Annotated in this window: 12 protein-coding genes; 6 read left to right on the forward strand and 6 right to left on the reverse strand. The window is 50.7% G+C overall.

All coding sequences use genetic code 11. The features are described from left to right. Positions 1 to 121 precede the first annotated feature (121 nt). A complete protein-coding gene (gene yghW, locus D9734_RS13250) occupies positions 122 to 409 on the reverse strand; it encodes a DUF2623 family protein YghW (RefSeq protein ID WP_130208027.1) in 288 nt (95 codons plus the stop codon). A 118-nt stretch (positions 410 to 527) separates the two neighbouring features. After that, on the reverse strand, positions 528 to 1,415 hold the full coding sequence (yghX, locus tag D9734_RS13255; protein WP_130208029.1) for a YghX family hydrolase: 888 nt from the start codon (positions 1,413 to 1,415) through the stop codon (positions 528 to 530). Positions 1,416 to 1,571: 156 nt separating this feature from the next. Between yghX and gpr the strand changes: the two genes are divergently transcribed. Further along, the gene (gene gpr, locus D9734_RS13260; RefSeq protein WP_130208031.1) at positions 1,572 to 2,612 is read left to right on the forward strand and encodes an L-glyceraldehyde 3-phosphate reductase; all 1,041 of its coding nucleotides are present in this window, start codon (positions 1,572 to 1,574) and stop codon (positions 2,610 to 2,612) included. A 39-nt stretch (positions 2,613 to 2,651) separates the two neighbouring features. On the opposite strand, the gene D9734_RS13265 is transcribed toward gpr, so the two are convergent. After that, positions 2,652 to 3,146 (reverse strand): TIGR00645 family protein, encoded by a 495-nt coding sequence (locus D9734_RS13265; RefSeq protein ID WP_000439331.1) that lies wholly within the window; start codon positions 3,144 to 3,146, stop codon positions 2,652 to 2,654. A gap of 190 nt (positions 3,147 to 3,336) precedes the next feature. On the opposite strand from D9734_RS13265, the gene yghA reads away from it, so the two are divergent. Next, positions 3,337 to 4,221, forward strand: coding sequence for an NADP(+)-dependent aldehyde reductase (gene yghA, locus D9734_RS13270; RefSeq protein ID WP_130208033.1), 885 nt, complete (start codon positions 3,337 to 3,339; stop codon positions 4,219 to 4,221). A 278-nt stretch (positions 4,222 to 4,499) separates the two neighbouring features. Here yghA and exbD read toward each other — a convergent pair whose 3' ends face one another. Both exbD and exbB read right to left on the reverse strand, forming a co-directional pair. Continuing rightward, entirely contained in the window at positions 4,500 to 4,925 is a 426-nt protein-coding gene (exbD, locus tag D9734_RS13275) for a TonB system transport protein ExbD (protein WP_130208035.1), read from the reverse strand. A 6-nt stretch (positions 4,926 to 4,931) separates the two neighbouring features. Beyond that, a complete protein-coding gene (gene exbB, locus D9734_RS13280; protein WP_130208037.1) occupies positions 4,932 to 5,666 on the reverse strand; it encodes a tol-pal system-associated acyl-CoA thioesterase in 735 nt (244 codons plus the stop codon). A 251-nt stretch (positions 5,667 to 5,917) separates the two neighbouring features. Here exbB and metC point away from each other — a divergent pair, with 251 nt between their 5' ends. Then, a complete protein-coding gene (gene metC, locus D9734_RS13285) occupies positions 5,918 to 7,105 on the forward strand; it encodes a cystathionine beta-lyase (RefSeq protein ID WP_130208039.1) in 1,188 nt (395 codons plus the stop codon). A 138-nt stretch (positions 7,106 to 7,243) separates the two neighbouring features. Continuing rightward, positions 7,244 to 7,903: a DedA family general envelope maintenance protein YghB gene (gene yghB, locus D9734_RS13290; RefSeq protein WP_064529651.1), complete on the forward strand. Its 660-nt coding sequence runs from the start codon at positions 7,244 to 7,246 to the stop codon at positions 7,901 to 7,903. Positions 7,904 to 7,942: 39 nt separating this feature from the next. Here yghB and yqhC read toward each other — a convergent pair whose 3' ends face one another. After that, the gene (yqhC, locus tag D9734_RS13295) at positions 7,943 to 8,842 is read right to left on the reverse strand and encodes a DNA-binding transcriptional regulator YqhC (RefSeq protein WP_138158408.1); all 900 of its coding nucleotides are present in this window, start codon (positions 8,840 to 8,842) and stop codon (positions 7,943 to 7,945) included. 193 nt (positions 8,843 to 9,035) lie between these two features. On the opposite strand from yqhC, the gene yqhD reads away from it, so the two are divergent. Next, positions 9,036 to 10,199, forward strand: a complete 1,164-nt coding sequence (gene yqhD / locus D9734_RS13300) for an alcohol dehydrogenase (RefSeq protein WP_130208043.1) — start codon at positions 9,036 to 9,038, stop codon at positions 10,197 to 10,199. Positions 10,200 to 10,302: 103 nt separating this feature from the next. Then, entirely contained in the window at positions 10,303 to 11,130 is an 828-nt protein-coding gene (gene dkgA / locus D9734_RS13305; RefSeq protein WP_130208045.1) for a 2,5-didehydrogluconate reductase DkgA, read from the forward strand. Positions 11,131 to 11,316 lie beyond the last annotated feature (186 nt).

Below are 11,316 nucleotides of genomic sequence, written 5' to 3' on the forward strand. Positions count from 1 at the left end.
GATGCGCCATTTACCACACATTTATTATGGTTATCATTACAATGATACTGCGGCGGGGCGCTAAAACGAAGGGAATAAGCATTAGTGTAATTAATTAAAGCAAGATAATACGTATGTTTGATCAATTTTCGAGGCGATAACCCGCCATAAAAAAGCGCAACGTAGAACAGGAATTATTCTCACGAAAGAAATCCATTACCACCTCTTTATCCAGCCCATATCGGCGCGTCAGAATACCCGCTTCCCAGGCGCTGAGCTGGCGATCGCCGGTCTTTTCATACATCCGGTGCGAGTAGCCTAATACAAAACCACGTTTATAATCGGCGCAAAATTTAGTCACATTAACTGCACTGTCGGCATGCGTTGCTTTTAATCCCGCCATTAAGCCTTTACCGAAATGGTTATTCATCGTTTACCTCAAACGTTATATATAAGTATATATAGCGATATTTTAGGCAAACTCCGACTTTTACGCACGCTATTTTTTCCTGCACATGTAGGACGTTATCCTTTAAGGGATAAACACATCAGGAAAGATATTTATCGAACCATGTCAGCGTCCTTTGCCAGGCAAGATCGGCGGCTGATTTGTCATAACGTGGCGTGGAATCATTATGGAATCCATGGTTAACCCCCGGATAAATATACGCTTCATAGACTTTGTTATTAGCCTTCAACGCCGCCTCGTAAGCGGGCCAGCCCTCATTGATTCGGGTGTCCAGTTCAGCATAGTGGAGCAGTAAAGGCGCTTCGATCTTCGCCACATCGGCAGTAGGTGCCTGGCGACCATAAAAAGGCACCGCACAGGCCAGTTCCGGATACGCCACGGCAGCCGCGTTCGAGACGCCGCCGCCATAGCAAAATCCGGTTATGCCAACTTTGCCCGAGGCTTGGGGATAGCGTTGCATAAACTCAATTGCAGCAAAGAAATCATTCATCAGTTTGGTTGGATCAACCTGCTGTTGCAGTTCGCGGCCTTTATCATCATTTCCCGGGTAACCACCAACGGAACTTAAACCGTCGGGTGCCAGAGCGATGTATCCCGCTTTAGCCACCCGCCGTGCTACATCTTCGATATACGGATTCAGCCCACGATTTTCATGCACGACCACCACAGCGGGTGTTTTGTCGCCCATCTTCGCAGGTTTCACCAGATAACCACGAACCTCGCCGTGACCATTTGGCGAAGGATATGTGATGTACTCAGCGACAATCTCCGGGTCGGTAAACTCCACCTGGGTCGCCCACGCGTAATTTGGCTTGAGCAAATCAAACAACGCTAACGCCGTCATCCCGCCCACCGCGTACTTCGCTGCCAGGTTGAGGAACTCACGTTTCGATATTTTCCCGTGAGCGTAATAGTCGTAGTAATCCAGCAACTCTTGCGGAAAATCTTTGGCGGTCAAACGCGGCATCGTTTTACTCCTCAACTGTTGTTTTTTTAAGCAAAGCATAAGCGTGTGTTTTTGCCCAGTTTTTCGTCACTCTGTGAGCGATGCTACGGGATACGTCCAGGTAAATCGCTAGACTAGAAACATTGTTTCGAAATTGAATGGTGGAAAGGAGATGTCATGGTCTGGTTAGCGAATCCCGAACGTTACGGGCAGATGCAGTACCGGTATTGCGGAAAAAGCGGTTTACGCCTGCCCGCGTTATCGCTCGGTTTATGGCACAATTTCGGTCACGTTAACGCGCTGGAATCACAGCGTGCGATCCTGCGTAAAGCGTTTGATTTAGGCATTACGCACTTTGATTTAGCCAACAATTACGGGCCACCTCCAGGAAGCGCAGAAGAGAACTTTGGTCGTCTGCTGAGGGAAGATTTTGCGCCTTATCGTGACGAGTTAATTATCTCCACCAAAGCCGGATACGATATGTGGCCCGGCCCGTACGGCTCTGGCGGCTCACGTAAATACCTGCTCGCCAGCCTCGACCAAAGCCTGAAGCGTATGGGGCTTGAGTATGTCGATATCTTTTACTCTCATCGCGTCGATGAAAATACGCCAATGGAAGAAACCGCCTCTGCGCTTGCCCATGCGGTGCAAAGTGGTAAGGCGCTGTATGTTGGGATCTCTTCATACTCGCCAGAGCGGACGCAAAAAATGGTCGAGTTGCTGCGCGAATGGAAAATTCCGCTGTTAATTCATCAGCCTTCATACAATTTACTGAACCGCTGGGTGGATAAAAGCGGCCTGCTGGATACCCTGCAAAATAACGGCGTGGGCTGCATTGCCTTCACCCCACTGGCCCAGGGATTGCTGACCGGAAAATATCTCAACGGCATTCCTGAAGATTCACGGATGCATCGCGAAGGTCATAAAGTGCGCGGCCTGACACCGAAAATGCTCACCGACGCTAACCTCAACAGCCTGCGGTTATTGAATGAAATGGCACAGCAGCGCGGTCAGTCGATGGCGCAAATGGCGTTAAGCTGGTTGCTGAAAGATGAGCGAGTGACGTCGGTATTGATTGGTGCCAGTCGTCCAGAGCAACTGGAGGAGAACGTGCAGGCATTGAATAATCTGGCGTTTAGTGCCGAAGAACTGGCGCAGATTGACCAGCATATCGCCGATGGCGAGCTAAACCTGTGGCAAGCATCTTCCGATAAATAACAAGTTCATACCGGGCGCGAGAACCGCGCCCGAATCAGATCAGTGATTATGACGAGTCAGTCGGTCAAGATAGCCCATCACAAATGCAGAAAGCACAAACGTCAGATGGATAATGACGTACCACATCAGTTTGTTATCCGGGACATTTTTCGCATCCATAAAGACGCGCAGTAAGTGAATGGAAGAGATTGCCACAATCGACGCTGCCACTTTGTTTTTTAGCGACGTTGCGTCCATTTTCCCCAGCCAGTTCAGTTTCTCTTTGTTCTCGGAGATATCCAGCTGCGAGACGAAATTCTCATAACCGGAAAACATCACCATCACCAGCAAACCGCCAACCAGCGTCATATCCACCAGCGACAGCAACACGAGGATCAAATCTGATTCTGCCATTGAGAAGATATTCGGCAGGACGTGAATAATCTCCTGAAAGAACTTCAGCGCCAGGGCAACCAGCGCCAGCGAAAGGCCAAAGTACACGGGGGCAAGCAGCCAGCGAGAAGCATACATTGCATTTTCAAGAAAACGTTCCATACATTCCTGTCGTGTAGTTAAAACGGACAACAGTATATCGCAATTGAGTTAACAGCACGCAACAGCAAATCAACATATACGTTAACCCGTTATCGCATAAATCCGAGGTTTAGGGATCTTCCTGGTTCCCTGATTACCGTGGCGCGTGCGTCTACCCTTAAAGGACGTTGAACCTGAAGGGAGAAAAGCGATGTCTCATTTAAAAGACCCGACCACACAGTATTACACTGGTGAATATCCCAAACAGAAACAACCAGCGCCCGGCATTCAGACGAAGATGACGCCCGTGCCAGATTGCGGCGAGAAAACCTATGTCGGTAGCGGTCGCCTGAAAGATCGTAAAGCACTGGTGACAGGGGGCGATTCCGGAATCGGTCGCGCTGCCGCCATCGCTTACGCCCGTGAAGGGGCTGACGTGGCGATCAGTTATCTTCCCGTGGAAGAAGAAGATGCTCAGGATGTGAAAAAGATCATTGAAGAATGCGGACGCAAAGCCATTCTGCTGCCGGGCGATTTAAGCGATGAGAAATTTGCCCGTTCGCTGGTTCACGACGCGCATAAGGCATTAGGCGGGCTGGATATTATGGCGCTGGTCGCCGGGAAACAGGTTGCCATTCCTGATATTGCAGACCTCACCAGCGAACAGTTTCAAAAGACCTTTGCCATTAACGTTTTCGCGCTGTTCTGGCTAACCCAGGAAGCGATCCCCCTGCTACCGAAAGGCGCCAGTATCATCACCACTTCGTCAATCCAGGCCTACCAGCCAAGCCCGCATTTGCTGGACTATGCGGCTACGAAGGCGGCGATTCTGAACTACAGCCGTGGCCTGGCAAAACAAGTCGCGGAGAAAGGTATTCGGGTGAATATTGTCGCGCCAGGCCCTATCTGGACAGCACTGCAAATTTCCGGCGGACAGACGCAGGATAAGATCCCGCAGTTTGGTCAGAAAACACCGATGAAACGTGCGGGGCAACCGGCGGAGCTGGCCCCTGTATATGTTTATCTGGCAAGTCAGGAGTCGAGCTATGTCACCGCAGAAGTGCACGGCGTGTGTGGCGGCGAACATTTAGGCTAAAAAATACCCGGTTGTGTGATAGCAACCGGGCATCATTGTGCTTTTAACCTTGCCGGATGCGGCGTAAACGCCTTATCCGACCTACAAACTCATGAAAACTCAACACGTTGCGATAAATTTTGTAGGCCTGATAAGACGCGCCAGCGTCGCATCAGGCATTGAGCACCGAATGTCGGATGCGGCGTAAACGCCTTATCTGGCCTACCAGCTCGTGCAAATTCAACACGTTGCGATAGATTTTGTAGGCCTGATAAGCGTAGCGCATCAGGCAATTCTCTTTACTTCGCTTTGGCAGTTTCTTCGCCGACCAGACCAATCTTCAGGTAACCTGCCTGATGCAGCTTATCCATTACCTTCATCAACATCTCGTAGTCGACGGTCTTATCTGCACGGAAGAAGATGGTAGTATCTTTCTTACCTTCGGTTAACGCATTCAGCGCCGTAACCATCGTTTCATCGGTGACCGGATCGTTACCGATAAACATTGAGTTGTCCGCCTTCACCGACAGATAAACCGGTTTTTCCGGGCGCGGCTGCGGCGTGCTGGTAGAAGCAGGCAAGTTCACCTTCACATCTACCGTCGCTAACGGTGCCGCCACCATAAAGATAATCAGCAGAACCAACATCACGTCGATAAACGGCGTCACGTTGATATCATGCATTTCGCCGTTATCGTCGAGGTTTTCGTTAAGATGCATTGCCATCGGACATTATCCTGCGCGTAATTTTTGTGCAACACGAACCGGATGCGCAGCGGCGCTGGCTTCCAGATCCAGGTCACGGCTTTGCAGCAACAATACCTGCGCTGCGACATCGCCAAGCATCGCTTTAAAGCCGCCAATCTGGCGTGCAAATACGTTATAGATAACGACCGCCGGAATCGCTGCCACCAGACCGATTGCCGTTGCCAGCAACGCTTCTGCAATACCCGGTGCAACCACTGCCAGGTTGGTAGTTTGCGTTTGCGCGATACCAATAAAGCTGTTCATGATGCCCCAGACCGTACCAAACAGACCAACGAACGGCGAAATTGCGCCGATGGTAGCAAGATAACCGTTACCGCGGCCCATTTGACGACCTACTGCGGCGACCCGACGCTCAAGGCGGAAACTGGTACGCTCTTTAATACCTTCGTTATCGTCGCTGCCTTCTGACAGTTCCAGCTCGTTCTGCGCTTCATTGAGCAAATGCAGGCTTAAGCTTTTGCTACCAAAATCAGCGGCGATATCGCTGGCCTGGTTTAAAGAGCGTGCTTCAGCCAGCAGTTGCTGCTCGCGCTTCAGGCGACGCTTCTGGTTGAAGAACTCTACGCTCTTGCTGAAAAAGATTGCCCAGGTGACTACGGAGGCCAGAATCAGCCCAATCATCACGCACTTAACGACAATATCGGCGTGCTGATACATACCCCAGACGGAAAGGTCCGTCTGCATTAAATTATTACCCACTGTGTATCTCCAGGACGCAAGTCACAAAATCTGCGCACAATAATATCAAAACGACGTCGAATTGATAGTCGTTCTCATTACTATTTGCATACTGCCGTACCTTTGCTTTCTTTTCTTTGCGTTTACGCAGTAAAAAAGTCACCAGTACACCTTTTGCGAAATTTTTCTGCTTTATGCCAATTCTTCAGGATGCGCATGACCTCATTCGTGCTAGTTTAGACATCCAGACGTATAAAAACAGGAATCCCAACATGGCAGACAAACAACTTGATACTCAACTGGTCAATGCAGGACGTAGCAAAAAATACACTCTCGGCGCGGTAAATAGCGTGATTCAGCGCGCCTCTTCGCTGGTCTTTGACAGTGTGGAAGCCAAAAAACATGCGACGCGCAATCGCGCCAATGGCGAGTTGTTCTATGGACGGCGCGGAACGTTAACCCATTTCTCCTTACAAGAAGCGATGTGCGAACTGGAAGGTGGCGCAGGTTGCGCGCTGTTTCCTTGCGGGGCGGCAGCGGTTGCCAATTCCATTCTTGCTTTTGTTGAACAGGGCGATCATGTGTTGATGACCAATACCGCCTACGAGCCGAGCCAGGATTTCTGTAGCAAAATCCTCAGCAAGTTGGGCGTAACGACATCATGGTTTGATCCGCTGATTGGTGCCGATATCGTTAAACATCTGCAGCCAAACACTAAAATCGTGTTTCTGGAATCGCCAGGCTCCATCACCATGGAAGTCCACGACGTTCCGGCGATTGTTGCCGCCGTACGCAGTGTGGTGCCGGACGCCATCATTATGATCGATAACACCTGGGCTGCCGGAGTGCTGTTCAAAGCTCTTGATTTTGGTATTGATGTTTCTATTCAGGCCGCCACCAAATATCTGGTAGGGCATTCGGATGCGATGATTGGCACTGCTGTGTGCAATGCCCGTTGCTGGGAGCAACTGCGGGAAAATGCCTATCTGATGGGGCAGATGGTCGACGCCGATACCGCCTATATGACCAGTCGTGGCCTGCGTACACTGGGCGTGCGTCTGCGCCAACATCATGAAAGCAGCCTGAAAGTGGCAGAATGGCTGGCCGCACATCCGCAGGTTGAGCGAGTTAACCACCCTGCTCTACCAGGCAGTAAAGGTCATGAATTCTGGAAACGAGACTTTACAGGTAGCAGCGGACTATTTTCCTTTGTCCTGAAGAAAAAACTTAATGATGAAGAACTGGCGAACTATCTGGATAACTTCAGGTTATTCAGCATGGCCTTCTCATGGGGCGGGTATGAATCCTTGATCCTCGCGAACCAGCCAGAACATCTCGCCGCCATCCGCCCGCAAGGTAAGATCGATTTTAGCGGCACCTTGATTCGCCTGCATATTGGTCTGGAAAACGTCGACGATCTGATTGCCGATCTGGACGCCGGCTTCGCGCGAATTGTGTAACGTTGCCAATTTGGACAATTTTGCAGACATTTAATTGTGAATAGTCTTAAATTGTTGCGTCCGGGATCAAGGCGTCCCGGACGATTCAGGAGTACAATAGTCAAATTAAGGCTTAAACGCTGTTCCACAGGAAAGTCCATGGCTGTTATTCAAGATATTATCGCTGCGCTCTGGCAACATGACTTTGCCGCGCTGGCGGACCCTCACATTGTTAGCGTTGTTTACTTTGTCATGTTTGCCACGCTGTTTTTAGAAAACGGCCTGCTGCCCGCCTCATTTTTGCCTGGCGACAGCTTGTTGATTCTGGCTGGCGCATTGATTGCCCAGGGGGTTATGGATTTTCTGCCAACAATCACGATTCTGACTGCCGCAGCCAGCCTGGGTTGTTGGTTGAGTTACATTCAGGGGCGCTGGCTGGGTAATACCAAAACGGTGAAAGGCTGGCTGGCGCAGCTTCCGGCCAAATATCACCAGCGTGCCACCTGTATGTTTGACCGCCACGGTCTGCTGGCGCTGCTTGCTGGACGTTTTCTCGCCTTTGTCCGCACGCTGCTGCCAACCATGGCGGGGATTTCCGGACTGCCAAACCGCCGCTTCCAGTTTTTCAACTGGTTAAGCGGGTTGTTATGGGTCAGCGTGGTAACCAGTTTCGGCTATGCCTTAAGCATGATCCCGTTTGTAAAACGCCATGAAGATCAGGTGATGACGTTCCTGATGATCCTGCCGATTGCCTTGCTAACCGCTGGCTTGCTAGGCACGCTGTTCGTGGTGATTAAAAAAAAGTACTCTAGTGCCTGACGATTTCCTCCGTTCCCGGTGGCCATGCCGGGAACGCATTTAACTCCCCTGCATCGCCCGCATTCTGGCGGCATCTTCTCCCGGCGTCACACCGAAATAACGTTTAAACTCACGGCTAAATTGCGACGCGCTTTCATAGCCGACGCGCATCGCCGCCGCGCTGGCCTTCATGCCGTCGTGGATTATCATCATTCGCGCCTTATGCAGACGGTAATTCTTCAGATACTGCAACGGCGAGGTACTGGTGACAGACTTAAAATTATGGTGGAACGCCGAAACGCTCATATTGGCTTCTGCTGCCAGTTGCTCAACGCTCAGGTTTTCGGTGTATTTATTCTCAATTCGTTTCAGCACGCGGCTAATCAGGCTGAAATGCGTCTGGCGACTGACCAGTGCCAGTAACGCGCCGCCGCAAGGCCCCGTCAGCACATAGTAAAGAATTTCGCGGATAATCTGTTTACCGAGAATGCGCGCATCCAGCGGTCGTTCCATCACATCCAGTAACCGCTCCGCCGCGCATAAAATCTCTTCGGACAATGTAGCGGAATTTATACCGCTGGCAGCCATCGACGGCTGGAAATGTTCATCTTCGCCAATGTCCATCAACAGCTCTTGTAACTGCAAAATATCGACATTGAGACGCACCCCCGCCAGCGGCACCTCTGGCGTGGCATAGGTTTCGCACTCAAACGGCAACGGCACCGTCAGCAGCAGGTATTCATTGGCGTCATAGCGAAACACGCGTTCATTGATATAACCGATTTTATGCCCGGAAAAGAGAATTATGATGCCAGGTTCATACATCACTGGCGTACGCGCACCGGGGTTCTCACCATACAATAAGCGCACATCAGGCAACATATCTGACAAACTATTTTCTTTATCTTTCAGTCTATTAATTTTATCCGTCAGTAGGCGGCATATCTCTTCACGTTTCATATCGCGTAATTTCTTAGGAATAATGCGGCAATTTGATTGTGCGCAATTTTGTACCATTTCTCCAGTACCCTGGAGAAATAGGCAAGACATTGGCAGAAATGAGCATTGAGAGCCACGACGCAGGCGACCACAATGAAAAACATCAGGCAGACCGATCTCTGCCCTCATATTGACCCAGCAAAGGGAGCAAGTAATGAACAACTTTAATCTGCACACCCCAACCCGCATTCTGTTTGGTAAAGGCGCAATCGCTGGTTTACGCGAGCAAATTCCTCATGGCGCCCGCGTATTGATTACCTACGGCGGTGGTAGTGTGAAAAAAACCGGCGTCCTCGATCAAGTTCTGGATGCATTGAAAGGTATGGACGTGCTGGAGTTTGGCGGTATCGAACCAAACCCGTCTTATGAAACGCTGATGAACGCCGTAAAACTGGTTCGCGAACAGAAAGTGACTTTCCTGTTGGCGGTTGGCGGCGGGTCCGTGCTGGATGGCACCAAATTTATCGCCGCAGCGGCTAACTATCCGGAAAATATTGATCCGTGGCACATTCTGCAAACGGGCGGTAAAGAGATTAAAAGCGCTATCCCGATGGGCTGTGTGCTGACGCTGCCAGCGACCGGTTCTGAATCTAACGCGGGCGCGGTTATCTCCCGTAAAACCACTGGCGACAAACAGGCGTTCCATTCTGCCCATGTTCAGCCGGTATTTGCCGTACTCGATCCGGTTTATACCTACACCCTGCCGCCGCGCCAGGTGGCTAACGGCGTAGTGGACGCCTTTGTGCACACCGTAGAACAGTATGTAACCAAACCGGTTGATGCCAAAATCCAGGATCGCTTCGCAGAAGGTATTTTGCTGACGCTGATCGAAGATGGTCCGAAGGCCCTGAAAGAACCAGAAAACTACGATGTGCGCGCCAACGTTATGTGGGCGGCGACCCAAGCGCTGAACGGTTTAATTGGCGCAGGTGTACCTCAGGACTGGGCAACGCATATGCTGGGCCACGAACTGACCGCTATGCACGGTCTGGATCACGCACAAACTCTGGCTATCGTCCTGCCTGCTCTGTGGAATGAAAAACGCGACACCAAGCGTGCGAAACTGCTGCAATACGCTGAACGCGTCTGGAACATCACCGAAGGTTCCGACGACGAGCGCATTGACGCCGCGATTGCCGCTACCCGTAACTTCTTCGAGCAATTAGGCGTGCCGACGCATCTTTCCGACTACGGTCTGGACGGCAGCTCTATCCCGGCATTGCTGAAAAAACTGGAAGAACACGGCATGACCCAACTGGGCGAAAATCATGACATTACACTGGAAGTCAGCCGCCGCATCTACGAAGCCGCCCGTTAAGCTTTTTACGCCTCAGACTTTCGTTTTCGGGCATTTCGTCCAGACTTAAGTTCACAACATCTCACCGGAGCCTGCTCCGGTGAGTTCATATAAGGAGGAACGTATGGCTAATCCAACCGTTATTAAGCTACAGGACGGCAATGTCATGCCCCAGCTGGGACTGGGCGTCTGGCAAGCAAGTAATGAGGAAGTTATCACCGCTATTCAAAAAGCGTTAGAAGTTGGTTATCGTTCGATTGATACCGCCGCAGCCTACAAGAACGAAGAAGGTGTCGGTAAAGCCCTGAAAAATTCCGCACTTAACAGAGAAGATCTGTTCATCACCACTAAACTGTGGAACGACAACCACAAGCGCCCCCGCGAAGCCCTACTCAACAGTCTGAAAAAACTCCAGCTTGATTATATCGACCTCTACTTAATGCACTGGCCCGTTCCCGCAATCGACCATTATGTCGAAGCATGGAAAGGAATGATTGAGCTGCAAAAAGAGGGATTAATCAAAAGTATCGGCGTCTGCAATTTCCAGATCCACCATCTTCAGCGCCTGATTGATGAAACTGGCGTGGCGCCTGTTATTAACCAGATAGAACTTCACCCGCTGATGCAGCAACGTCAGTTGCATGCCTGGAACGCCACACACAAAATCCAGACCGAATCCTGGAGCCCATTAGCCCAGGGCGGGAAAGGCGTATTCGATCAGAAAATCATTCGCGATCTGGCAGATAAGTATGGCAAAACCCCGGCACAGATTGTTATCCGCTGGCATCTGGATAGCGGACTGGTCGTAATCCCGAAATCAGTCACCCCTTCACGAATTGCTGAAAACTTCGATGTCTGGGATTTCCGTCTCGACAAAGACGAACTTGGTGACATTGCAAAACTCGACCAGGGTAAACGCCTCGGCCCCGATCCCGACCAGTTCAGCGGCTAACGCACAAATTCTCCCGGTAGCGGTAATGTTCCGCTACCGGACTTTTCAGAAATCATTTATTCCCCTCGCCTCCCGCCCGTTGTTACTCTCCCCTGTTCAGGAACACCAAATATAAGGACATCATCATGCGGAGCTGGCAGCTCTTAAAGGAACAACTCATCTACACTGTAGTGGATCGGTAATTCA

Origin of the sequence: Escherichia sp. E14S1, assembly GCF_004211995.1 — a bacterium.
Taxonomy (GTDB): domain Bacteria; phylum Pseudomonadota; class Gammaproteobacteria; order Enterobacterales; family Enterobacteriaceae; genus Escherichia.

Bases quoted from the DNA above. Each gene is read 5' to 3' on its own strand.
- yghW (WP_130208027.1), bottom strand. From the start codon at position 409: ATGAATAACCATTTCGGTAAAGGCTTAATGGCGGGATTAAAAGCAACG.
- yghX (WP_130208029.1), bottom strand. From the start codon at position 1,415: ATGCCGCGTTTGACCGCCAAAGATTTTCCGCAAGAGTTGCTGGATTAC.
- gpr (WP_130208031.1), top strand. From the start codon at position 1,572: ATGGTCTGGTTAGCGAATCCCGAACGTTACGGGCAGATGCAGTACCGG.
- D9734_RS13265 (WP_000439331.1), bottom strand. From the start codon at position 3,146: ATGGAACGTTTTCTTGAAAATGCAATGTATGCTTCTCGCTGGCTGCTT.
- yghA (WP_130208033.1), top strand. From the start codon at position 3,337: ATGTCTCATTTAAAAGACCCGACCACACAGTATTACACTGGTGAATAT.
- exbD (WP_130208035.1), bottom strand. From the start codon at position 4,925: ATGGCAATGCATCTTAACGAAAACCTCGACGATAACGGCGAAATGCAT.
- metC (WP_130208039.1), top strand. From the start codon at position 5,918: ATGGCAGACAAACAACTTGATACTCAACTGGTCAATGCAGGACGTAGC.
- yghB (WP_064529651.1), top strand. From the start codon at position 7,244: ATGGCTGTTATTCAAGATATTATCGCTGCGCTCTGGCAACATGACTTT.
- yqhC (WP_138158408.1), bottom strand. From the start codon at position 8,842: ATGAAACGTGAAGAGATATGCCGCCTACTGACGGATAAAATTAATAGA.
- yqhD (WP_130208043.1), top strand. From the start codon at position 9,036: ATGAACAACTTTAATCTGCACACCCCAACCCGCATTCTGTTTGGTAAA.
- dkgA (WP_130208045.1), top strand. From the start codon at position 10,303: ATGGCTAATCCAACCGTTATTAAGCTACAGGACGGCAATGTCATGCCC.